Origin of the sequence: Streptomyces sp. Root1304, from assembly GCF_001426405.1 — a bacterium.
In the GTDB taxonomy this organism is placed as follows: Bacteria; Actinomycetota; Actinomycetes; order Streptomycetales; family Streptomycetaceae; genus Streptomyces.
In genome coordinates, this window is sequence record NZ_LMEP01000022.1 from 279740 (window position 1) to 303123 (window position 23384).

Sequence of the window (23384 nt, forward strand, 5' to 3'; positions counted from 1 at the left end):
GTGGTCGCCACACTCCTCGGGTGAGGTGTCGCCGACCGCGCCCTTCGGGGGTGTCCTGCCTGCCGGAACCCGCGAGCGCGGCCCGACCGGCGAGACGTCCCCTAGCGCAAGGAGGGCAGCAAGGGCCCCTTGGCGGGCAGGTACGAGGGCTTCGGCGGTATCCCCATGGCCGGGGCGTCGGACTGCATGCCGATGAGGCTGCCGGCCATGGCGGCCGCCAGGACCGCGCCGACCACGGAGACCGGCCAGCCGAAGCGCCGCAGATGACGGCTGCGCAGACCCGACTGGTCGACGAAGACCGGTGCAGGCTCCTCCTGACGTGATTCGGCCAGTCCGGGCTGTGCCGAGTGGACCGATCCGCGCCCGGGGTATGTGGCGGAGTGGCGCATGACTTGTGGCCTTTTTGTGCAGGGTGTGGGGACCGCTGAAGCGTAGAGCGGACGGTAGCGCATGGCCTGAATCGATTGGCGTGTGATGTACGCATTTGGCATGCCCTGATCGGGTGCCGTAACCGGATCGGTATGTCGACGGGCGCCTCCCGGCCCTTGGGTGACCGGGTCGCGAACACGCGGCGGGATGACTTGAATCCTTCGCTAGGATGACCGCTCGATTCATGCGATCAGCGATTGATCCGCATGCAACGGGCGTGTCCAGTCACCGCCTCTACGCCCCAAGGAGCCAGTGTGAGCCAGCCCCGCCGCACCTCTCGTCGCCGAGCGTGGACCGCGCTCACGCTGCCCGCCCTCCTGTGCGTGCTCGCCGCGTGTTCCGCCGACCCCGCGACCGGCGGGGGCTCCGACGCCGCCGGGCCCGCGACGCGGGATGCCTCGCCGACGCCCACCGGACCGCCGGGAACGCTGTTCGACAGTTTCGACTACACCGGCGCCGACGACCCTTCCCTCGCCGCGCACGGCTGGGAGATCCGTACCGGCGGGGGCGGCCCGGGGATCAAGGACACCTGGAGCGCCGACGGCGCCGCGTTCCTCTCCGACCCGACGGCCAAGGGGGGCAAGGTCCTCCGGCTGCGCTCCTCCACCGACGGCACCGCGCAGGGCACCACGCAGGTCGAGGTGCAGACCACGAGCCGGAACTTCTTCACGGGAACCTTCGCGGCCCGGGTCCATCTCAGCGACGAGCCCACGAGCGGACGCGACGGGGACCACGTCGTCCAGACCTTCTTCCCGATCTCCTCCTCGGACTCCTCGGAGAACTACAGCGAACTCGACTTCGAGTACCTGCCGAACGGCGGCTGGGGTTCCGTGGGTCCGCAGCTCGACAACGTCAGCTGGTACAAGGCCGATCCGCCGGACCGGGTCCACAACAGCCTCAAGCGACGCCTCGGGGGCTGGCACACCATGATGATCACCGCCATGGACGGAAAGGTCACCTACTCCCTGGACGGCAAGGAGCTCTTCACCAGCTCCGGCAAGTACGTCCCGCGCGAGCAGATGGACATCCACTTCAGCAACTGGCTCATCGACCTCCCCTTCACCGGCGGTCCGCGCAGCTGGGACATGAAGGTCGACTGGGTCTACTACAAGGCGGACGAGGCCGTGTCCCCGGCGAACGTCCAGAAGACGGTGGACGGCTTCCACAGCGCGGGCACCGACTACATCAACACCGTCCCGAAGCCCTGACGCCACCCGACGGCGGGCCTCGCCGTCGCGATGGACCGCCGGAGCGCACCTGGACCGAGTCGAGGTGCGCTCCGGTCGTTGACGCGCGTCGGCCACTGGGTGGTCGACTCAGAGTGCGTGTACGGGCCGGGCCGGAGAAGTCCTCACCGATGTCGTCCCCGCAGAGCCGGGCGACAAGAAAGCCACTCAGCTGTCGAAGGTGACAGGTGGCGCGAGCAGATCCCGCGCCGCCCAGCTCGGCGGCACCCCGATGGTCGGGTCCGCGCCGGGCGAGGGCACGATCCTGTCCGCCGCGATCCCGCTCGGCGCCGCCCGGCCCCCGGTATGGCACGTCGCCCGGCATGACGCGGCCCCGCCGCCCGCCCTGGAGTGGCGGACGGCGGGGCGCACGGAGCGGACGGATCAGGGGATCAGCCGCCCACGGGGCCCCTCGCGACGCGGTGCTCGAAGGCGCCGAACGCGGCCTCCTGACGCCACTCGACGGCGGCCTTGGGGCTGGCGTCGAGGAGCCGGCGGCAGGCGGGGCGCAGCCGCTCGGAGCCCGGCTCGTCGTGGCGGCAGGCGCCGGCGAGGCGGTAGCCGTCACGGGTCGGGTTGCCCTGCCAGATGCTCGCGCCGGGCAGGAAGGCGTACTCCAGGGAGGCGCGGGCCAGGTCCTTCAGCTCGCGGTAGCCGAGGTCGTACGTCGCTGCGGCGTAGCGGTACTCGTGGGTGATGTCGATCCGCGAGATGCCCGGGTCGTCGGTGGCGAGGACGATCGGGACGCCGTGCGCGCGGTACGCCTCGAAGGGGTGGTCGGCGCCCTTGACACCGAGGATCTGGGCGTTGCTGCTGAACGGCACCTCGACGGCGATCCGCCGCGCGGCCATCGTGTCGGCGACCTTCTGCCAGTCGTCCTCGTGGACGAGGTCGACGCCGTGCCCGATGCGCTCGGCGCCGGCCGTGTTCACGGCCTCGCCGATGTGGAAGGTGAGGTGCTCCGGCTTGACGAGCCCGGGCCAGAGCTCGCCCGCGTGCAGGGTGACATGGGCCTTCGGGTACACGCCGCGCAGGTACTGCAGCATCCGCATCTGGGTGCGGTAGTTGGCCAGGGAGGTGTCCCAGTCCTCAGGCTGCACCAGGTTGACCGCGACGAAGCGCGGGTCGGCCTCGGCGAGCCGCATGCCGACCGCCATCTGCGTGAAGACCCGCTCGTTGGTGCTGCCGCGCGAGACCTGGGAGATCCAGCGGACGGTCAGCCCGCAGCCGGGGCGGGGCGTGTCGGTGGCGCAGCGGGCCTCGGTGCGGAACTCGGCGTCGCTGTCGTCGGCCTCCTTGCGCGCCTCGGCGACGACCTTGTCGAGCTTGCCGCCGGCGACCAGCCTGCTGTGCATCCGGGCCAGGTCGGCGTCCCAGCCGACCTCGCCCGCGAGCTTCTTCGCGCTGTCGGAGGCCGGGGTGACCATGGTCTCCAGATAGAACTGGTTCTGCTCGGCCACGGTGTCGGCGAACTCGGCGAGCAGCTTGCCGCGGTGCCGCCAGGTCACCTCGCCGAACTTGCCGAAGGTGTCGAAGAAGTGGTCGTGCCCGTTGCCGTCGGCCGGGAAGTCCTGCATCGACCACTCGCGTACGAGCGCGTCGCGGAAGGCACCGTCGGTACGCGCGTCGGCGGCGGGGCGGGTGCCCGGTCCGCATGGCGGCGCGACCGCCGTCATGGTCTTGGTGTCGATGCAGAGCCCGTCCTCGGCGGCGAGCTCGATCAGATACTCGGTGGTGACCGCGCCGGACAGGTGGTTGTGCAGCTCGCCGCCCTTGGGCAGGGCGCGGAAGAAGGCCTGGAGCGCGGCCGGGTCATTGCGGATCGAGGCGAGCCGCGCGGAGGCCACCGCCTCCCCCGCCGTCGGCGTCGGCCGCGGCGCGGCCGCGGGCCCGCCGGGTGCGCCGGGCGCGGCGCTCGCCTGGCTCACCGGGGCGGCGAGTGCCGCCGGCAGCAGGCAGAGCGCGGCGACGACCAGCGCACGGCGGCGCGAGGTGCGGTGCGAAGTGCGGTGCGGGGCGGGGCGGTTGAGGTCCTGTGGGGGTACGGAATTGATCACTCCGGCATGATCGCGAGTGACGGCGCGGCATGGGGCCCGTGACGGGCCTTTCACCCACCACTCCACCCGCACGAGAAATTTCCTCGCACGGAACAGCCGAACGACGAACGGACGTTCAAGAGCTGGTCGACGAGGGCTGGGGGGCGGCCTCGGCCGGCGCGGGGCGTGAACCGGCGCGCGGGGGAGGTGAGGGGGAGCACGTTGGCCGGCATGGTGGTGTGGAGCACCTGGCAGGGTGGTTGCCGCTCTCCCGGGTGGTCACGGAACGCTATCGTCCGGTGACATGAGGACGAACACCTCAGGCTTCGTGGCTGCTTCGGCAGCCGCCGCGCTGCTGGCCGTTCCGGCCCCGGCGCACGCGGCCCCGGGCGCCGCCCGGCCGTATGCGTGCGTTGACGGGCTGGTCGACTCGCGCGGCCGGTCCTCCGTGGACGGCACGGAGATCGCGTGGGACGACGAGTCGAAGTTCGATGACGCGCGTATGTACGCGGTCAGGGTATGGGGGGGGCGGGCTCGCTCAAGCAGGTGAAGATCGTGGCCGACGGAGCTGCGACGTGCGGATCTGGAGTTCCGGGGCGTCAGCAGCGTCTCCGGGCAGTGGCGTGACGTGTACGGCAAGTGGCCCCCGCAGCACGGCACGGACCATCTCCTGATGAACCGCGCCTACCTGGACGACGGGAAGCGGCGGGGTACGGACGAGCACCGCAGGCGGGTCGCCGCGCACGAGTTGGGGCACGCGCTGGGGTTCTGTCACAAGTCGTACGACGAGGGCCGGTCTCTGCTGTGGGCCGACTACGGCCAGATCGCGGAGCAGAGGCTGAACGGGCCGACCGCGAAAGACATCAAGGCGTATCACGCACTGTGGGGATGATCATGATCAACAAGACGACGGCCGTGGTGGCGGGCATGGTGGCCGCCGGGGTGCTGGCACTGGGCGGCTGGTTCGGCTATCAGGAGTGGTCGGAGCCGCTGGAGGGCCATGTGCTGCGGGGCTATGACGCGACGAGTCCGGTGAGCACCGCGCAGCACAGCGAGAACGTGTTCACGGGGCGGGTGACGGCGTTCGAGGAGCAGCGGGACATCGAGGGGTGGACGCAGGACGTCTACCGGGTCGAGGTCGGCTCGGTGCTGCGGGGGAATGTCAGGGGGGCGGTCCGGGTGACCTACGGCCTGGACGAGGGGACAGCTGTGCGGTTGGAGGAGGGCAGCACGTACGTGTTCGCGACCAATGCCTGGACGGACGCGTCGAGGGATGGTCACGCGCAGCTGTTCCAGGGCGAGATGAGGCCGGTGGACTCGGCGCAGCTGGCGGTGCGGAAGGACGCGGCGGCTCTGCCGTTGCGGTTGAGCCAATAGACGGACGCGAGTGAAGGGCAGCACCTCCGCCGGCGAGACGCTCATGAAGGGGCGGGGACGAGGTCGTGTCCGTACGGCCCTGCGTCACCGTGCCGGAGAAGTGGCTTCGCCCCGCGGGGTCCCCTGGTGGTCCCCAAAAACGATCAAGGGGCCGTTTCAGATTGCTCTGAAACGGCCCCTCGATCTACGACTCTTTCGAGTCGGGACGACAGGATTTGAACCTGCGACCCCTTGACCCCCAGTCAAGTGCGCTACCAAGCTGCGCCACGTCCCGATGCGCGTCTCCGTGGGGTTGCTCCCTCGGTGGCGTGCAGGGGAAACATTACCTCACCGCGGGGGGTGGATTGACGCACGGGCTGTCACCGGGTCCGTGGGGAGGAGATTCGCGCCGCACGCGGTGGCCAGGGCCTTCGCCTCCGCCAGGGTCTCGGCGGAGCCTGTCGCGCGGGCGAGGTCCAGGCGGGCGCGGGCCTCCTCGTAGCGGGACGGGGACGCCGACAGGTGGGCGACCGCGCGCGTGAGGAGGTCCCTGGCCTCCGCCGGCTCCGCGAAGAGGGCCAGGCAGCGGAGGGATTCCCCCAGGACGGTCGGGGTGCCGTGGCGTTCCGCGTGCGCGTGGGCCTCCGCCGCGATCCCGGCCGCGCGGCCGGGGTCCGTCGCCGCCAGGGCGCGCGCGAGGTCGAAGGGCCAGGGGGCCCAGAGGCCGTGGTGGCGGCCCCGTACGGTCAGCGCCTCCGCCGCCGCTTCGAGGGTCCCCACGCCCTCCTCGTGCCGTCCCTCGGCCAGCAGCAGCCTGCCCAGCACGCTCGGGCCGTCGGGCAGCACGATCGCGCCGGGCCAGGGCGGGCCGAAGGCGTACCGGTCGGCCACCGCTCTCGCTTCGGCGACCCTCCCCCGGGCGAGCAGCGTGTCGACCAGCAGGCACGCCGTGTCCCAGTGGACCGGCAGGCCGCTGCCGACGCGGTCGGCCAGTCCGAGCCCCTCCTCCAGGTGCCGCTGCGCCCCCGGCAGGTTCCCTCGCCTCCGCTGGACCAGGCCCAGGAGCGTGTGCCCGAAGGCGAGGTGGGCGCCGCTCCAGCCCGAGATCTCGAAGGCCCTGACCGCCTCCCCGAAGAGGGCCTCGCCCCGGTCGGGGCGGTCCGCGAACACATAGGCGATGCCCGTGAGCGCCGGGATCTCGAAGCCCCAGGTGGGGTCGGTCCAGCCCAGTCCCCGGGCCGGCAGGCCGTCGACCAGCGCCAGGTCGCAGAGCCGGACGATCTCGTCGGCCGGTTCGCCCCTGAGCATCGCGTCGAAGGCACGGACGGAGACGAGGGCCCGCTCCGAGTCGTCCGCGCCGGTGAAGCCCGCGGTGAGTTCGGCGAGCCTGCGCGAGCGCCGGGGCCCGTCCGCCTCGGCCGCCTGGAATCCCTCGTACATGAAGTGCGCCGCCTGGAGCCGTCGGCGGCCGGTGCCCGGCGGGGTACGGCCGACCTCGGCGGCGACGGTGCGCACGGCCTCCTGGAGCTGGTTGCTGTGGGCGAGGACCTCGGCGAGCCGGTACGTAGCATCGATGCGCAGCTCGTCGTCGAGGCCGGGCAGGTCGAGCGCGGAGCGCAGGTGCCGTACGGTCGCGCCCGGCGCGGTCAGCAGGGACGCGCAGCCGAGCTCGTACAGGACCCTCGCGTACGTCTCCGGGCCCGGCGGCTCCGCGAGGGCCCTCGCCAGGCAGCGGCGGGCCGCCTCCGGGGCCCCTACGGCGAGGTGCTCGACGGCGGCGGCCCGCAGCCGGACGACCACGTCCTCGTCGTCGTCCGGGTGCACTTCGAGCAGGTGCCGGGACGCGGCGGCCGGCCCGTGCCCCGCCTCGGCGAGCGCCCAGGCGGCCCGCCCGTGCAGGGCGGTCCGGACGGCCGCGGGGACGGAGGCGTACACGGCGGTCGCTATGAGCGGGTGCGCGAACTCCAGGGGGTCGGGGGGCTGGGGCTGCCGGGACCGGCCGTCGTCGCCACCACCACCGCCGTCACTGTTGCCGCCGCTTTCGCTGCTGTCTCTGCCGTCGCGGCCGTCTCCGCTCTCTCCGCCGTCCCCGTTGTCCCTGCTGTCCCGGCGCTCCCTTCCCTCCCGCATGATCCTCGTGCGGCGCAGGCTCCCCGTGTGCTCCTCGATCTCCTCCCGTTCCAGGCCGGTGACCGCCGCCAGGAGTTGCGGCGTGCTGTCCGTGCCGAGGACCGCCGTCGCCCATGCCAGGCGCGTCGGGCCCACCCCCAGGGCTTCCAGGCGGGCCACCAGGCCGCCGCCGCGCGCGCCCGCGCCGAGGTCGCGGAGGAGGGCGGCGGAGCCCGCGACGGGTTCGAGCATCCGGTCGCGGGCCTTGGCGAGCAGTTCGACCGTCTCGTACGGGTTGCCCGAGGTCACCGCCCACAGTTCGTCGCAGAACGCTTCGTCCGCGTGCCCGCCGAGGGTCTCGCGCGCGAGGACGGCGGTGGCCTCGCGGGTCAGGGCGCTCAGCCCGAGCGTCAGGACGGCGCGGGCGGCGAGCGCCGTCAGGGTGGCGGGTGCGCCCGCGCCGCGCGGGTCCGTCCGCAGGGGGCGGTGGGCGAGTACGACGAGGACGGGCGCGCCCCCGGTCCGACGGGCGCGGCTGAACGTGTCGAGCCAGGCCAGTGTCTCGGCGTCCGCCCAGTGCGCGTCGTCCACCAGCAGCACCGGCGGCCGGTCGCGCAGGTGCTCCGCGAGGGCTTCCATGAGGCGCGCGAGGCCGTCCCGTACGCCCTGCGGGTCCGCCGGCGCGGCCGACGGCAGGGGTGGCGACGCGATCCCGAGCGCGGGGGCGAGGAGGTCGTGGTGGTCACCGAGGAGGGCGCGTACGTCGTCCTCGCCGAGGAGGTCGAGGGCGGGCTGGAGGAGCTGGCGGGTGACGTGGAACGGGACCGAGGTGAGGGTCTCGCCGCCGCGCCCGGTCAGCACGGTGCACCGGTCCTCGGCGGCGGCGCGGATCTCCGCGAGGAGGGTCGTCTTGCCCAGGCCGGGCTCGCCCCGGTAGACGAGGACGCCGCCGCGCGCCGGGCCTCCCTCCGCCGCCCCGGTGACGAGTCCGTCCACGGCGTGGGCGGCGGCGAGTTCCGGAGCGCGTTCCAGCAGGACCCTCCGCCCCGGGGCTCCGAACGGTTCCGACGGCTCTGCAGACGACCCTTCCGGCGGCCCCTCCGACGGTCCTTCCGACAGTCCCTCCGGCAGTCCCGCCGGCAGTCCTTCCGGCGACGGCTTCTCGGCATCCGACGGCAACGGCGTCCCACTCCCCCACACGAGCGACCGGCATGAAAGCGACCCCCGCCACCCCCGCGGATCAGGGCATCGCCGGACCGACGAGCCTAGCCGTCCTGATCGTCTCGGGGGCGACAATGGGCGGGTGAACAGCTCACCGAGTGACCGTGGCAGGGACCGCGACGAGGAGGGGCGGGCGCGGAGCGCGCGGCCCCGCGACGGTCTCGGGCGGCCGTTGCCGTACGGGGCCGAGGGTGTGCCCCGGCAGCCCGAAGGCGTGGTGCGCGCCCCCGACGAGACGCTGCGGGAGGCGCAGCGGCTGCTCGACGCCGGGATGCCGTTCCACGCGCACGAGGTCTTCGAGGACGCCTGGAAGTCCGGTCCCGCGACGGAACGGGACCTGTGGCAGGGCCTCGCGCAGCTCGCCGTGGGCCTGACGCACGCCGCCCGCGGCAACGGGCCGGGCGGGGGACGGTTGTTGCGCCGGGGCGCCGACCGTCTCGCGAGCGGCCCGGGGAGCACGGCGGCCTTGCCGTACGGGATCGACACCGCCGGACTCGTCACCTGGGCACGCGCGCTGGCGGCACGTACGGAGACGGGCGAGTCGGGGGCGGTCGACTCGGGGACAGCTCACCTCGGGGCCGCCGAAGCACCCGAAGCACCCGAAGCACCCGAAGCAGTCTCCAAGGCTCGCGACGCCGCCCCGGCCTCCCCCGTCGACGCCGTCGACGCCATCGCCGAAGCACCCCTCCTGCGCCCCGGACTCCGCTGACGGCCGCGCCTCCGCACCCCCACGCCCCACGCCCGACGCGCCACCCCCCGTACCGCTACTCCCCCGGCCCCTCCAGCTCGCGTCGCAGTACCGACGTGTGGCTGACCGACGGGTCCTTCGCGGCCGTCAGGAGCGTGATCGTCTCCTTCGCCGCGCGTTCCCGGAGCCGTTCGAGAGCCGCCGCCGCGTCCGGGGCCGTGAGCTCGGCCTCGTACCTACGGCAGAACTCCTCGTACGCGCCCTCCGGTCCGTGGTACCAGCGGCGCAGTTCCGTGGAGGGCGTGAGCGCCTTCGGCCACTCGTCGATGTGGGCGTCGGTCCTGGCGAGTCCGCGCGGCCAGAGCCGGTCGACGAGGACCCGTACACCGTCGTCGGGCGACGGGGTCTCGTAGATGCGGCGGACGCGGACGTCGTGGCTGTGTGCGGGCATGGTCCCAGGGTGCGGGACGGCGCCCGCGCTCACCCTTCGACGCGCAGTGCCGGAAGGAGGACGGCGTCGACGAAGGTCCGCATGGTCGAGACGTCCGCGAAACGCTCCTCGAAGAGCCGTTCGATGCGGAGCATGCCCATGAAACAGGGGGCGACGAAGCCGATGGCGGGGTTGTCCGCGGCGACCTCGCCGCGCTCCACCGCACGCGCGATGACCGCGTCGATCGCGGCGACCTCGGGGGCGATGACGGTCTCGCGGAGCGCGGCCCGCAGGTCGGGGTGCTGGATGAAGGCCTGGGCGACCGCCTCCATGAGTTCGGCGTCCCGTTCGCGGTGGGAGGCGGCGATGCGGCCCGCCTCGCGCAGGTCACCGGCGAGCGTGCCGGTGTCGATCCCGGCGAAGACGGTGCAGCGCCGCTGGGCGAGCGCGGCGGTGACGAGCTGGGGTTTGGTGCCCCACTGCCGGTAGAGGGTGGCCTTGCCGCACTTGGTCTTCGCGGCGACGCCCTCCATGGTCACCGAGTCGTAGCCGCCCTCGCGCAGGAGGCAGAGCACGGCGTCGTACAGCTCCGTCTCGCGCTCCGGCGTGATCTTGCTGCGGCGGGCTGCGGCGGTAGCGGCCTCTGTGGACATCGATCCCTCCCGGACACCTCTGTCTCTGCACATACGAGAGTAGGGGGTGCACAATCGAGACGCAAACGTATCGAGACGCTTGCGTCTCGATGAATTCGGATCTAGGCTCACTCCGTTTGCTGGCGATTTGACGGATTAGAGGGCCGCACGATGGCTGTCGGGATACGCGGGATACGAGGACCACGTCCTGCACGACCGGGGCTGACGCCTACCCCCGGACCCGGCGAAGAGGACCGCGGCGGGACCGCCCGGCCGCCCCTCCTGCGCGAGCTGCTCCTCGTCACCGCGCTCTTCCTCGTCTACAAGTTCGGCCGGCTCTTCGCCAACGGCCACGAGGCCCTGGCCTTCCGGAACGCCGACCGCGTCTGGGACGCCGAGCGCGCGCTCCACCTGCCCAGCGAGGCCACGGTCCAGCAGCTCCTGCTGCACGGCGAGTCCCTCGTCCGGGTCGCGAACACCTACTACGCGGCCGTGCACTTCCCGGCCACCATCGCCTTCCTCGTCTGGCTCTACCTGCGCCGCCCCGCCCACTACGTGTGGTCGCGCCGCGTGCTCACCGTCGTCACCGGCGCCGCGCTCGCCCTGCACCTGCTGATGCCGCTCGCGCCGCCCCGGATGCTCGCCGCCGACGGACTCGTCGACACCGCCCGCGTGTACGGCCCCTCGGTCTACGGGGCGACGCCGGAGACCGACTCGATGGCGAACCAGTTCGCCGCCATGCCCTCGCTGCACTTCGGCTGGGCCCTGATGGTCGCGATCGGCCTCATCGCCGCCACCCGCTCGCGCTGGCGCGTCCTGTGGCTGCTGCACCCGCTGCTCACCCTGTTCGTCATCGTCGGCACCGCCAACCACTACTGGTTCGACGCGCTCGCCGCCGCCGCGCTGCTCGGCCTCGCCCTGCTCGCCGTACGCGCCCCCGGTCGCCGCACGGCGCCACCCCCCGTACCCCGCGCCCTCGGTACGGCCCCTCTCCCGGTCGGAGCCCTCCGATGAACCCCGCCGCCGGCACCGTTCTCGCGGTGCTCCTGTCGCTCGTCTCCGCCGCCGGATACGCGCTCGCCGCCGTCGCGCAGTCCCGGCTCGCCGCCGCCTCCCCCGTCCAGGACGGGCGGGGCGCCCTGCGCGCGCTGCTCGCCCGCGGCCAGTGGTGGGCGGCCGTCGGCCTCAACGCCGCCGGAGCCGTCGCCCACGTCGTCGCCCTGCACTACGGGCCGCTGACCCTGGTCCAGCCGCTCGGCGCGCTGACCCTGGTGGCGGCGCTGCCCCTCGGCGCGTACGCCGCGCGGCGGCGGGTGACCCGTACCGAGTGGCGCGGGGCGCTGTGGACCCTCGGCGGCCTGGTCGGGCTCGTCGCGGTGACCGGGCCGACGGCTCCGGGCGAGGCGCTCACCCTCACCGAGGCGCTCGTGGTCGCCGCCGCGACGGCCCTCCTGATCGCCGCACTCGCCTCCGGCCGGCACGGCACCACCACGGACCGGCCCCGGCGCGGGCTCGGGCACGCCACGGCCTCCGGCATAGCCTCCGGCGTCGCGTCCGCGCTCACCCAGACCCTGACGGCCGCGCTCGCCCTCGAACTCCCGGGCAGCGAGCCCACCTGGTGGCAGACCGCGCTGCTCGCGGTCCTGATCTCGGGCTTCGCGACGGGCGGCCTGCTGCTCTCGCAGGCCGCCTACCGGGGCGGGCTCGCGGCGCCCCTCGCCGTGGTCAACCTCTCCAACCCGGCGGCGGCGGCCGTGATCGGCGTGGCCCTGCTCGGCGAGACCTTCCGCGCGGGCGCGTGGGGCTGGGCCGTCGCGGCCACCGCCTCGCTGGTCGCGGCCCGCGGCGTGGTCCTGCTGACGAAGGGCGCACCCACCGGGGCGGCGGAGGTCGCGGCCGGGGCGGCGGAGGTCGCGTCGCCGGCCGCATCCCTGTCGGCCACTGCCACGGCGTCCGGATCGGGTACGGCGTCGACCGTCGGGGCGGTTCCGGTGCCGGTGCGCGCGCCCGCGTCCGTACCCGCGCCCACGCCCGCACCCGCGCCCGCCGCCGCGAAATCCGGCTCCACGCGCGCGCGTACTCCTTGGGCGACCCGACCGGTGCCCACCGCCCGCACGGCCGCCCGCACCGCCGATCCCGCGCTCACCGGCCGGCCCGCCCCCGGCCGTACCGTCATCAACCAGAGCGTCATCGACCGACCAGCCGGAGACCGGCCGGGCGGCGACCGCCTCTCCGGCGACCTCGCCGTCACCGCCCGCCCCGGGACCGGACTCGCCCGGCCGGACGCCGGGCCCGCCCCCGCACCCGTCGCGGGCTGAGGACAGGCCGCCGCCCCGCACCTTGAATTCGTCACCTTGACGAAAACCAACCCCACCCCCTATCGTCAACATGACGACAAGGGGGTCCTTCCATGGCCGACATCACCCGGCGGGCCGGCTGGCGCCATCTGCGTTCCGCGCCCACCGCCCACATCCGCCACCAGCGACGCGGCCGGCTCGTGCACGACGGCGAAGGCCTGAGCTTCTGGTTCCGGCCGCGCACCGCCGCCCTCTCCGAGGTCCCGGTCAACGACCGCGAACTGGCGATGGCCTTCCACGCCCGTACCGCCGACTTCCAGGACGTCAGCGTCCAGTCCACCGTCACGTACCGGATCGGCGACCCGGCGGCCGCCGCCACCCGGCTCGACTTCTCCATCGACCCCGACACGGGCGCGTGGCGCGGCACCCCGCTGGAACAGATCGCCACCCTCCTCACCGAGACCGCCCAGCAGCACGCGCTCGACGTCCTCGCCCGCACGACGCTCGCCGAGGCGCTGGTCGACGGCGTCGCGGCCGTACGGGACCGCGTGACGGCCGGGCTCGGGGCCGAGCCCCGGCTGCCGTCCACCGGCATCGAGGTCGTCGCCGTCCGGGTCGTCGCGATCCGCCCCGAACCCGAGGTGGAGCGCGCCCTGCGCACCCCCGCCCGCGAGCAGATCCAGCAGGAGGCCGACCGGGCCACGTACGAGCGCCGTGCCGTCGCGGTCGAACGCGAACGCGCCATCGCCGAGAACGAGCTGGCCAGCAAGATCGAGCTGGCCCGGCAGGAGGAACGGCTCGTCGAGCAGCGCGGCACCAACGCGCGCCGCGAGGCCGAGGAGAACGCCGCCGCCGACGCGGTGCGCGCCGAGGCCGAGGCCGTACGGAAGGTCCGCCTCGCGCGGGCCGAGGCGGAGGCGGCGCGCGAGGTCGGCGAGGCGCGCGCCGGAGCGCAGTCCGAGTGGCTGCGGGCGCACGCCGAGGTCGACCCCGCCACCCTGCACGCCCTCGCCGTCAACAGCGCCGCGGAGAACCTGCCCCGGATCGAGCACCTGACGCTCTCGCCCGACGTGCTGACCGGTCTGCTCGCCAGGCTGGGCGAGGGCGGGGCGCGGCCGTGAGCCTGGCACCGCGCGCGGTCCTCGTGCACCGGACCACGGAGTACGAGGAGCTGCTCGCCCGGCATGGCACGCACGGCCAGGCCGCGTTCTTCCTCGCCGCGCGCGGCCGCTCGATCGACGCCGTGCGCGAGCGGCACGAGCGCGGCCACCGGGCGCTGGCCGAGGTGGCGGGCGCGGTGCCGCTGACCTGGCGGCAGACCCGGGTGGAACGCGCCGACCTGGACCGGTTCCTGTTCGGCCCCGAGGACGTGGTCGTCGTGGTCGGACAGGACGGCCTGGTCGCCAACGCGGCGAAGTACCTGACCGGGCAGCCCGTCATCGGGATCGACGCCGACCCCGGGCGGAATCCGGGCGTCCTGGTCCGGCACCGCGCGGACCGGGCGCGCCGGCTGCTGCCGTACGCGGTCGCGGCCGGCGCGACGGTCGACGAGCTGACGATGGTGGAGGCCGTGACCGACGACGCGCAGCGGCTCCTCGCGCTCAACGAGATCTACGTGGGCCCGCGCGGCCACCAGACGGCGCGCTACACGCTGGAGGCGGACGCGGCGGAGCCCGAGGCCCAGGCCTCGTCCGGTGTGCTCGTCGGCACCGGCACGGGCGCGACGGGCTGGCTCCGCTCGCTGTGGGAGCAGCGCTCCAGCGCGCTGGCGCTGCCCGCGCCGGCGGACTCCCGGCTCGCCTGGTTCGTCCGCGAGGCCTGGCCGTCGCCGACGACCGGCACCAGCCGGGTCGAGGGGCTGCTCGACCGGGAGCAGGGGCTGCGCCTCACGGTCGAGTCGGACCGGCTGGTCGCGTTCGGCGACGGGGTGGAATCGGACGCGCTGGAACTGACCTGGGGTCAGACCGTCCGCCTCACCGTCGCGGGGACGCGCCTGCGGCTCGTGCACTGAGACCGACGCCGGAACAAGCCCCGGCCGGCACGCCGCTCCCGCCGACCGTACGCCTTCGGCCGTTGTACGCCGCTTCCGCCGACCGTACGCCTTCGGCCGTTGTACGCCGCTTCCGCCGCCGTACGCCTTCGGCCGCTGTACGCCCCCCGCCGGCCCGTGCGCCTGCGCCTTCCCGTACGCCCCAACCGCCGTACGCCCCTTCCGACACCGGCGCACCCTCGACCGCCCGTACGCGCTTCCGCCGCCGTACGCCTCCGACCGCCGCATACCCCCCTCCCGTGCACCCTCCCGTGCACCCTCCCGCGCTCCCTCCCCCGACCGCGGCCGAAATCCACCGGCCGTGGGCGGGAGCCCTCCCCCGCGGCGCTATGCTCGGCGCGCTTTGTCCGGTTTTCCGTCCGGCCGGGCAACCGCCCGCCCGCTCCCGGCTGTCGAAGGAACCCCATGGCCTCCGCCACCTCCGGCTCGTTGTCCGTCTCCCCCGCCTCGGCGCGGGACTGGGAACTCGTCCGTTCCTGGGCGGCCGAGGAGGGGTGGAACCCGGGGCTCTCCGACGCCCCGGCGTTCTTCGCGCAGGACCCCGGGGGCTTCTTCCTCGGCCGGCTCGACGGGGAGCCGGTCTCGGCGATCTCGGTCGTCACCTACGACGACGCGTACGCGTTCCTCGGCTTCTACCTGGTCCGCCCCGAACTCCGGGGGCTCGGTCACGGCCTGGCCACCTGGCGCGCGGCCCTCGCCCACGCGGGCGCCCGGTCCGTGGGCCTCGACGGGGTCCCCGCGCAGCAGGACAACTACCGGCGATCCGGTTTCGCCACCGCGTACCGGACGGCGCGCTACGTGGGTGAGATCCCCGCTTCCGACGGTCCCGCGACCGGGGTGGTGGCCGCTGACCGGGTCGATCCGGCCACCCTCGCCGCGTACGACAGCGCCTGCCACCACGCCGACCGGCCGCGCTTCCTCGGCGCCTGGCTGACGACGCCGGGGCACCGTGCGCTGGTACGGGTGGCCGACGGGCGTCCGACCGGGTACGGGGTGGTCCGCCCGGCGCAGGACGAGGCACGGATCGGGCCGTTGTTCGCGGACACGCCGGCCGACGCGGCCGTGCTGCTCGACGCGCTCGCCGCCGAGGCGCGGGCCTTCGGCGCGGCCCGGATCGCGGTCGACATGCCGGAGTCGAATCCGGCGGCGGCCCGGCTGGCCGAGGAGCGGGGCCTCGAACCGACCTTCGAGACGGCCCGGATGTACACGGGCCCGGTCCGTCCGGTGGCGCACGAGCGGGTCTTCGGTGTGACGACGCTCGAACTCGGCTGACCTGCGGGCCACTTTCGCCCGGTTTGATACGCATTCACCTGGATTCACGTGCCTTGGGCGCTCGGCGGACGACCCTTCCGGACACCTCTCCCCCGCGCCCGTAGACCTCCACCCGCCCTCGGCGTACGCCGTACTCCTCCGCCCGCTCTCGGCGCACCCCCGCCCGCTCCCCCTCGCCGACCCCCCGCCGCCGTCCGAGGGGTGACAAGGGTTTTCCCCGTATCGGGTTCACCCCCCCGTTCCCTACTGTCCTCCGCACCGGCAGATATCATCCCCCGACCGCACCCTGACAGGTGCATGCGGAGGGTGGTGTCCGCCGGTGACGGCCTTGACCCGGGCCGTCGCGCCGGTGGCGGCGCACGGGCCCCCCAAGCCCAGGGAACCTCGGACCGCGACCCCACTTCGCCCCGTGTGTCCCGCGCCGCCGCCACTGCTCCGCAGTTACGTCGTACTCGAAAGGGCCACACCTTGAACGGTTCCAGGCGGAGAGTCATATCCGTGGTCGCGAGCGCCGCGATCCTCGGTGCCGCTGCCACGACCGGGGCCATCGCCGCCGCCCCGGGCGCTGTCACCCCGAAGCCGGCTCCGGCTTCGCAGACGATGCGGGCGCTTCCCAGCGCCCCCGTCGAGAAGGTCATCGTGACCTACAAGAACCAGGCCGCCGAGGCCGGTTCCAACACCGCCGCGAAGAGCGACACGGCCGAGAAGGCCGCGAAGACGGGCGAGAAGCTCGCCTTCGAGCGCCGCCTCGCCGGCGGTGGCGCCCTGGTCGACCTGGGCGACAGCGCCACCCAGCAGGACGTCACGGAGGTCATGAACGCCTTCCGCGCCGACCCGTCCGTCGCCTCGGTCGAGCCCGACATCCGCGCGTACGCGATGGCGGTCACCCCGAACGACACCGACTACGCCAAGCAGTGGGACCTCTTCGAGCCCACCGGTGGCATGAACGTTCCTGCGGCCTGGGACAAGACGACCGGCTCCGGTGTCACCGTCGCCGTCATCGACACCGGCTACGCCGCGCACTCGGACCTGGCGACCAACATCGTCTCCGGTTACGACTTCATCTCCACCTCCGCCGACGCTCGCGACGGCAACGGCCGCGACGCGGACCCGAAGGACGAGGGCGACTGGAACGCCACCGCCGGTGAGTGCGGTACGGGCTCCACGGCCTCCAGCTCCTCCTGGCACGGCACCCACGTGGCCGGCACCATCGCCGCGGTCACGAACAACACCAAGGGCATCGCGGGCATCGCGTACAACGCGAAGATCCAGCCCGTGCGCGTGCTCGGCAAGTGCGGCGGCTCGTCCTCCGACATCGCCGACGCCATCACCTGGGCCTCCGGCGGCACCGTGCCGGGCGTCCCGGCCAACCCGAACCCGGCCAAGGTCATCAACATGAGCCTGGGCGGCGCGAGCTCCACCTGCCCGAGCGTCTACCAGACCGCCATCAACGGCGCCGTGTCGCGCGGTACCACCGTCGTCGTCGCCGCGGGCAACAGCAACGCCAACGCCTCCGGGTTCACCCCCGCGAACTGCTCGAACGTCATCACCGTGGCGTCGACCAACCGCGCCGGCTCCCGGTCGTACTACTCCAACTACGGCACCATCGTGGACGTGGCGGCGCCCGGCGGCGAGACCCGCAACGCCACCGACACGCCCGGCACCGTCACCACCCCCGAGAACGCGATCTACTCCACGCTGAACTCGGGCGCGACGACCCAGTCGACCGAGACCTACAAGCCCTACCAGGGCACCTCGATGGCCGCGCCGCACATCGCCGGCCTCGCCGCGCTCCTCAAGTCGGCCAAGAGCACCCTCACCCCGGCCGAGATCGAGTCCGCGATCAAGACCAACGCCCGTCCGCTGCCCGGCACCTGCACCGGCGGCTGCGGCACCGGCATCGCCGACTCCGTGAAGTCCGTGGACGCGGTCCTGGGCACCACCCCGCCGACCGGCTCCGTCTTCACCAACGCGACGGACGTGTCGATCCCCGACAACACCACGGTGTCGTCCTCGATCGCCGTCACCGGCCGCACCGGCAACGCCCCCGCCGCCCTCAAGGTCGGCGTGGACATCAAGCACACCTGGCGCGGGGACCTGGTCATCGACCTGGTCGCCCCCGACGGCACGGTGCGCAACCTCAAGGCGTCCTCCTCCTCGGACAGCACCGACAACGTCCTGACCACGTACACGGTCGACGCGTCGAGCGAGGTCGCCAACGGCACCTGGAAGCTCCAGGTCCGCGATGTGGCCACGGGTGACACCGGCTACATCGACTCCTGGAGCCTCACCTTCTGACGCACCACCGCTCCACCACTGAACCACCCCCCACATCAGCATTCTTGCTGGTCAGCGACGCGCCCGTGGTCTACACCACGGGCGCGTCCTGGCGTCTCGCGAGGGGGTACGGACAGGGCGCCGTGTCCGTATGCCGGACAAGGGGCCTGGACTCCGCGCGCGGGCTCCGTATTCTCTGCCCACGGGGCCCATGGGCAGGGCCCGAGTGCGGCGGAGGTGGGGGACAGTGGCGACAGCGGCTCCGTACCTCACCCTGCGCCCCACCGGCGCGGGAGGCACCCCGGCGCCGGTCGGCCGCGAGGAACTCCTCGCCCGCCTCGAACGCGCCCTCCACACCCGGGGCCGCGCCCTGCTCACCGGACCCGCCGGCGTCGGCAAGACCGAACTCGCGCTCGCAGAGGCGACCCGCGCGGAGGCGCGCGGCGAGACCGTGCTCTGGCTCGCGACCCTGCCGTCCGACCGCGAGATACCCGGGGCTTCGGCCGCCGCGCTCGTCGCCTCGGTCGCGTCGACGGTGGTCTGGCCGGGCGGCCCGGGCGCACCCGGGGCGGAAGGCTCCGCGGCCCATGCCACCCATGCGGTCGCCGGGGCTTCAGGGGCCTCCGGGGCCTCGCAGGCTCCTGCGGCTTCCGCCACTTGCGGGGTCTTCGAGTCCTCCGGGGTCTTCGACGAACTGCCCGGTCCGCAGCGCACCGCCGTCGCCATGCTCTGCCGCGAGGCGCCGATCGCCGCAGGCGGCTGGGACCCGATCGCGCTCCGGCTCGGCATCGCCCAGATCCTGCGCACGCTGACCCGCCGGGGTCCCGTCCTCCTCGTCGTCGACGGCGTGCAGCACGTCGACCCGGACAGCGCGGACCTGCTGCGGTTCGCCCTCCACCTGGCGCCGCCCTCCCTGCGGGTGGTGGCCGTCGAGACCCCCGAGCCGTACGCCGAGGCGGGCGAGCCGTATCGCGAGCCCCACCGCCCCGAGGACCCGCACGCCTCCCACCTGTGGGTGCCGTCCGAGGCCGACGTGCTGCTCGTCCCCCCGCTGCACGCCGACGAGATCGCCGAACTCCTCATCCACCACCGGCTGCCCTCCCGGATGGCGGGCCGCATCCACCGTGCCAGCGGCGGCAATCCGCGCCTCGCGCTCGCCGTCGGCCGGTCCCTGGCCGACGCGCGGACGCCCGTGCACCACGCGGAGGCACTGACGCTCTCCGGCCGCGCCCGCGACCTCGCCCGCCAACTGCTGGGCGCCGCACCCCTCGCCGTACGCCAGACGCTGCTGCTCGCGGCGCTCGCGCTGCGCCCCTCGGCGACGCTGGTGCGGCGGGCCGGCCGGCCCAACGCCGAGGCGGACCTGTCGGCGGCCGAGCGGGCCGGCCTGGTCTCGCTCGCCGAGGACGGTTCGGTCACCTTCACCGCCGGGCTGCTGCCCTCCACGCTGGTGCACGACGCCTGCTGGGCGGAGCGGAGCGCCGGGCACGCGGCCCTCGCGGAGGTCGTGGACGACACCGTGGAAGCGGTACGGCACCGGGCGCTCGCCACCGACAGCCCGGACGAGGACCTCGCCGCCGAGGTCGCCGCCGCCGCCGACCTGGCCCGGCGGCGCGGGAACAGCGCCCTCGCCGCCGAACTCGCCCTGCTCGCCGCCGAGTCCACCCCCGGCAGGAACGGCACGCGGCGGATCACCCGGCTCGTCCACGCCGCCGAGGAGGCCGCCCGCGCGGCCCGCGCCGACCTCGCGATGCGCGCCGCCACCGACCTCCTCGCCCGGGACGCGGACCCCTCCGACCGGGTCAGGGCCCGGCTCGCCGTGCTCGACACGGCCGGCCAGGGACTCACCGGACTCGACGAGATGTACGTCCACGCCATGGAGGACTCGGAGGGGGACACCGCGCTGCGGGCCGCCGTACAGCTGCGGCTCGCCGTCAAGTACGTCCTGGCGGACGGCGATCCGCAGCGCTCGCGGACCGCCGCCGTCGAATCGGCCGCGCTCGCCGCCTCCATGGGCGATCCGCGTCTCGCCGCGCAGGCCCTGACCGTGCAGGCGCGGATGGAGCGAGCCCTCGGGTCGCCGGACGCCGAGGCGGTCCTCGCGCAGGCCCGCGGCCTGGAGCTGGCCGAGCGTCCGCTCGGAATCCGCAACGCCGCCCAGATCCTGACGATCCGTCACGCACTCTTCGACGACCGGCTCGCCGACGCCCGCGACGAACTCGGCGCGCTGCTCCCGCTGGTGCAGCGGCGCGGTGCCGTCGAGGACGCCATCGAGCTGTTCCGTACGCTCGCCGAGATCGAGTCCCGGATCGGCCCCTGCTCCGCAGCCCTCGCGCACGCCGGGCAGTCCCTCGCCCTCACCCTGGAGGCGGGTCTCTCCCCCGGCCCCGCCTGGTACGCGCTCGCGCTCGCCGAGACCGCGGGCGGCAGCTTCGCGCGGGCCGCGAGCTACGCCCGGCGGAGCGTCCAGGCCTCTGAGGAGGAGGGCGACCGGGTCTTCCTCTCCCGCAGCCGGTACGCGCTCGGGCGGGTCCAGCTCGTCAACGGTGACGTCGCCGCGGCCCTGGAGACGCTCCGCCGCGTCCAGGCCGACGAGCGCGCCCAGTCGACCGTGGACCCCTCCATGCTGCGCTGGCACGAGGAACTCGCCGAGGCGCTGCTCGCCAACGACGCGGTCGACGAGGCCCTGGCCGTTCTCGACGAGGTGCGTCCGGTGGCCGCCCGGCTCGGCCGGTCCACGGTCCTGCTCGGCTGCGACCGCGCGTACGCCCTCTGTCTCGCGGCGGACGGGCGGACCGACGAAGCGGCGGTCCTGCTCACCCGCACGGCCGGGCGCTTCGACGAGGCCGGGCTTCCGCTGGAGCAGGGGCGGGCGCTGATCGCACTGGCCCGGGTGGAGCGGCGCAGACGGCGCAGGTCGGCGGCGCAGAGCGCGCTGCACGAGGCGGCGTCCTTGTTCGAGCGGGCGGGAGCGGCCCCGTGGCTCGCGCTCGCGAGCGAGGCCCCGGCGGGCGCGGCGGGCGAGGGGCCCGGGAGCGGCTCCGGCGGCGAGGACGCCCTGCCGGCGCTGTCCTCGCTGACCGAGGCCGAGCTGCGGCTCGCCCGGCTCGTGGGGCAGGGGGCGAGCAATCAGGAGGCGGCGGCGAAGCTGTATCTGAGCGTGAAGACGGTGGAGGCGCGGCTCACCCGGATCTACCAGAAGCTCGACGTCCGCTCCCGGGCGCAGCTGGCCATGGCGCTGCGGCCGTAGGGCCTGTCGTCACACTCCCGTCGCCGTCCGGAGGGCGGCCCCGCGGCGTCTGGCAGTGCCGGTCGCCCTCCTCAGATCGTGAACGGCTTCTGGTCGAGGAAGCTCGGGTCCGGTGTGCCCGTCAGATAGAGGTTCGGGCTCTGGGTCGGGGGCAGTTCGCGCTGGATCGCCCGGTGGAAGTCGCGGTAGCCGCCCTGGAAGGCGCCGGAGTCCCAGACCTTGAGCAGCGCCTCGGTGAAGGCCCCGTTGACGTCGCCGTCGGCGGCGACCTGGTTGTCCTGGCAGCCCGACACGAGGAGCGCGTCGGGGCCAGCCGCGCCGGCGGGGGCGTCCTCGGCGAGCGAGCGCCGCAGCTCCGTGAAGAAGGCCCGGTCGCGGTCGTAGAGCTGCCGCTGCCGGGGCTCGGGCATGAAGCGGCCCTCGGCCTCCGCACCGCCGGGCAGCTCGATGCCGCTGCCGCTGTGGCAGCAGTCGAAGAGGGCCACGATCCGTACGTCGTCGGCGAAGGCGCGGAAGGCCGCCTGGACCTCGTCGTCGAGGAACTGGCGGTCGTAGAACACGAGGGTCTCGTCGAGCGCGTCCGGTTCGCGGTCGGGGCCGGGGGCGTCCGGCACCTGTCCGCCGTGGCCCGAGTAGGTGAGGAGCATGATGTCGCCGGGGACGAGCCGGGCGGCGGCCTCGGCGAGCACCCCCGTGACGTTGGCGACCGTGCCGTCGCGGGTGAGCAGCGTAGTGGTCTCGAATCCCGCGGTGCGGGCGAGCCGTGCCATGTCGTGGGCGTCGTTCTCGCAGGCGACGAGGGTGCCGTCCCAGCCCTCGTAGCGGGCGGGGTCGACCCGGTTGAGTCCGACGTGCAGGGCGAGTCCGGTGGCCATGGGGTGCCTCCTGGTGGGGAAGCGGAGGGGTGGCCGGGGCGGCTGCCGATCAGGTCACCGGGTGCGTCCGGTGGTGGTGCCACCGGGGGCGTCTGTTCGAGTGGCCTGTGGTCCGGTGCCGAGCGCGGCCCTCTCCACGCGGTACTTACATCGTATGAACCCTTCCGAGCCGCTGTCCCCCGCAGACGCGGGCGGTGCTCCCCGCCGCGCGGGCGCCGACCCCCGCCACGCGCTCGCCGACCGCACCGGATACGACGAGACCTTCCTCGGCCCGGTCGTCCCGCTGCCGCTCCCGGCCCGGGAGGCGGTCACGACGGTGATCCTGCCGTACACCCATTTCACCGTGGTGTTCCGGCCCGACCGGCGGCTCGCCGCCTCCACGGCCGTGTGCATCGAGGGCGGCGAACTCCTGGAGGACGTACCGCGTGACGACGTCTGGTCGTACGACCCCCGGCTGCCCGAGGAGCAGCAGGCGGGCGACGACGTCTACCGGAACAACAGCCTCGACCGGGGCCATCTGGTCCGGCGGCTCGACCCGGTCTGGGGCGCCGCCGCCGTCGCCGGCCGCGCCAATACGGACACCTTCCACTTCACCAACGCCGCTCCCCAGGCCGATGTCTTCAACCAGGGCAAACAGCTCTGGCAGGGGCTGGAGAACTACCTCCTCGACCACGCCGCCGCCTTCGACCGCCGGCTGACGGTCCTCACCGGCCCGGTGCTCCAGGACTCCGACCCGCCCTACCGGGGCATCCAGGTGCCGATGCGCTTCTGGAAGGTGGCCGCGTTCATGCAGGACGGGGCGCTCGCCGCCGCCGCGTACGTCCTCGACCAGAGTCCCGATCTCAGCCGGGACGCGGAACGGGCCCTGGCGGGGGCGAAGGCCGGGGCGCCGCCGCCCCTCGGGCCGTTCCGCACCTATCAGGTGCCCGTCGCGGACGTCGCCGAGATCACCGAGCTGGAGTTCGGGCCGCTGCCGGACGTGGACGTCATGCCGCCGACCCGGGCGCCCGAGGACCGCTGGCGGCGCCTGCGTACGTACGAGGACCTCGTACTGCACCCCTGACCTGCGGCGACGAAGCCACCGGGCAGCGATTGCGGGCTTCCCGGCCCGGTGAAACGATGAAATCGACAGAGCGATGAAGGGATCGGCCGCCACGATCGCCCGGGGTGGTCGCCACGACCCGCTCGGGGTGCGCACGGCCGGTCCTTCACGTCCCGGCGCCGGAGCGACCGGCG

At 74.0% G+C, this 23384-nt stretch carries 16 protein-coding genes, 1 tRNA gene and 2 pseudogenes; 12 read left to right on the plus strand and 7 right to left on the minus strand.

From position 1 onward, the window contains the following. Positions 1 to 101 precede the first annotated feature (101 nt). Positions 102 to 389, minus strand: coding sequence for a hypothetical protein (locus ASD33_RS35525; RefSeq protein WP_157870061.1), 288 nt, complete (start codon positions 387 to 389; stop codon positions 102 to 104). 294 nt (positions 390 to 683) lie between these two features. Between ASD33_RS35525 and ASD33_RS20715 the strand changes: the two genes are divergently transcribed. Further along, positions 684 to 1637, plus strand: a complete 954-nt coding sequence (locus ASD33_RS20715; protein ID WP_056562333.1) for a glycoside hydrolase family 16 protein — start codon at positions 684 to 686, stop codon at positions 1635 to 1637. Positions 1638 to 2047: 410 nt separating this feature from the next. On the opposite strand, the gene ASD33_RS20720 is transcribed toward ASD33_RS20715, so the two are convergent. Further along, on the minus strand, positions 2048 to 3712 hold the full coding sequence (locus ASD33_RS20720) for an adenosine deaminase (protein WP_242427144.1): 1665 nt from the start codon (positions 3710 to 3712) through the stop codon (positions 2048 to 2050). Positions 3713 to 4319: 607 nt separating this feature from the next. Here ASD33_RS20720 and ASD33_RS20730 point away from each other — a divergent pair. Further along, entirely contained in the window at positions 4320 to 4583 is a 264-nt protein-coding gene (locus ASD33_RS20730; protein WP_056562340.1) for a matrixin family metalloprotease, read from the plus strand. A gap of 2 nt (positions 4584 to 4585) precedes the next feature. Then, a complete protein-coding gene (locus tag ASD33_RS20735) occupies positions 4586 to 5068 on the plus strand; it encodes a hypothetical protein (RefSeq protein ID WP_157870062.1) in 483 nt (160 codons plus the stop codon). Positions 5069 to 5268: 200 nt separating this feature from the next. Here ASD33_RS20735 and ASD33_RS20740 read toward each other — a convergent pair. Together ASD33_RS20740 and ASD33_RS36410 are read right to left on the minus strand one after the other, a co-directional pair. Next, a tRNA-Pro gene (locus ASD33_RS20740) sits at positions 5269 to 5342 on the minus strand. A 53-nt stretch (positions 5343 to 5395) separates the two neighbouring features. After that, positions 5396 to 8152 carry an ATP-binding protein gene (locus ASD33_RS36410; RefSeq protein WP_063991983.1) on the minus strand — a complete coding sequence of 919 codons (2757 nt, stop codon included), beginning with the start codon at positions 8150 to 8152 and terminating at the stop codon, positions 5396 to 5398. Positions 8153 to 8459: 307 nt separating this feature from the next. On the opposite strand from ASD33_RS36410, the pseudogene ASD33_RS20750 reads away from it, so the two are divergent. Then, a pseudogene (locus ASD33_RS20750) lies at positions 8460 to 8921 on the plus strand (DUF309 domain-containing protein); the annotation flags it as partial. A gap of 220 nt (positions 8922 to 9141) precedes the next feature. Here the strand turns inward: ASD33_RS20750 and ASD33_RS20755 are convergent. Together ASD33_RS20755 and ASD33_RS20760 are read right to left on the minus strand one after the other, a co-directional pair. Further along, on the minus strand, positions 9142 to 9516 hold the full coding sequence (locus ASD33_RS20755; protein WP_056562345.1) for a DUF488 family protein: 375 nt from the start codon (positions 9514 to 9516) through the stop codon (positions 9142 to 9144). 29 nt (positions 9517 to 9545) lie between these two features. Beyond that, on the minus strand, positions 9546 to 10148 hold the full coding sequence (locus ASD33_RS20760) for a TetR/AcrR family transcriptional regulator (RefSeq protein ID WP_056562350.1): 603 nt from the start codon (positions 10146 to 10148) through the stop codon (positions 9546 to 9548). A 150-nt stretch (positions 10149 to 10298) separates the two neighbouring features. Here ASD33_RS20760 and ASD33_RS20765 point away from each other — a divergent pair, with 150 nt between their 5' ends. The 7 genes and pseudogenes from ASD33_RS20765 (at position 10299) to ASD33_RS20795 (ending at position 21273) form a co-directional block, all read left to right on the plus strand. Continuing rightward, positions 10299 to 11141: a phosphatase PAP2 family protein gene (locus ASD33_RS20765; RefSeq protein ID WP_242427145.1), complete on the plus strand. Its 843-nt coding sequence runs from the start codon at positions 10299 to 10301 to the stop codon at positions 11139 to 11141. Next, positions 11138 to 11998 (plus strand): annotated as a pseudogene (locus ASD33_RS20770) (DMT family transporter); the annotation flags it as partial. The gene ASD33_RS20765 and the pseudogene ASD33_RS20770, both read left to right, overlap by 4 nt. A gap of 539 nt (positions 11999 to 12537) precedes the next feature. Beyond that, positions 12538 to 13545: an SPFH domain-containing protein gene (locus ASD33_RS20775; RefSeq protein WP_056562355.1), complete on the plus strand. Its 1008-nt coding sequence runs from the start codon at positions 12538 to 12540 to the stop codon at positions 13543 to 13545. Further along, entirely contained in the window at positions 13542 to 14435 is an 894-nt protein-coding gene (locus tag ASD33_RS20780) for an NAD(+)/NADH kinase (protein ID WP_056562357.1), read from the plus strand. Before ASD33_RS20775 ends, ASD33_RS20780 begins: the two co-directional genes overlap by 4 nt. Before the next feature lie 444 nt (positions 14436 to 14879). Continuing rightward, entirely contained in the window at positions 14880 to 15746 is an 867-nt protein-coding gene (locus ASD33_RS20785) for a GNAT family N-acetyltransferase (protein WP_056562360.1), read from the plus strand. Positions 15747 to 16346: 600 nt separating this feature from the next. Beyond that, a complete protein-coding gene (locus tag ASD33_RS20790; RefSeq protein WP_056563141.1) occupies positions 16347 to 18044 on the plus strand; it encodes a S8 family serine peptidase in 1698 nt (565 codons plus the stop codon). Between the two features lie 226 nt (positions 18045 to 18270). Continuing rightward, on the plus strand, positions 18271 to 21273 hold the full coding sequence (locus tag ASD33_RS20795; protein WP_242427146.1) for an AAA family ATPase: 3003 nt from the start codon (positions 18271 to 18273) through the stop codon (positions 21271 to 21273). Positions 21274 to 21344: 71 nt separating this feature from the next. Here ASD33_RS20795 and ASD33_RS20800 read toward each other — a convergent pair whose 3' ends face one another. Next, on the minus strand, positions 21345 to 22148 hold the full coding sequence (locus ASD33_RS20800; RefSeq protein ID WP_056562364.1) for a caspase family protein: 804 nt from the start codon (positions 22146 to 22148) through the stop codon (positions 21345 to 21347). A gap of 154 nt (positions 22149 to 22302) precedes the next feature. Between ASD33_RS20800 and ASD33_RS20805 the strand changes: the two genes are divergently transcribed. After that, on the plus strand, positions 22303 to 23211 hold the full coding sequence (locus ASD33_RS20805; protein WP_079044905.1) for a DNA/RNA non-specific endonuclease: 909 nt from the start codon (positions 22303 to 22305) through the stop codon (positions 23209 to 23211). The last annotated feature ends 173 nt before the right edge of the window (positions 23212 to 23384 follow it).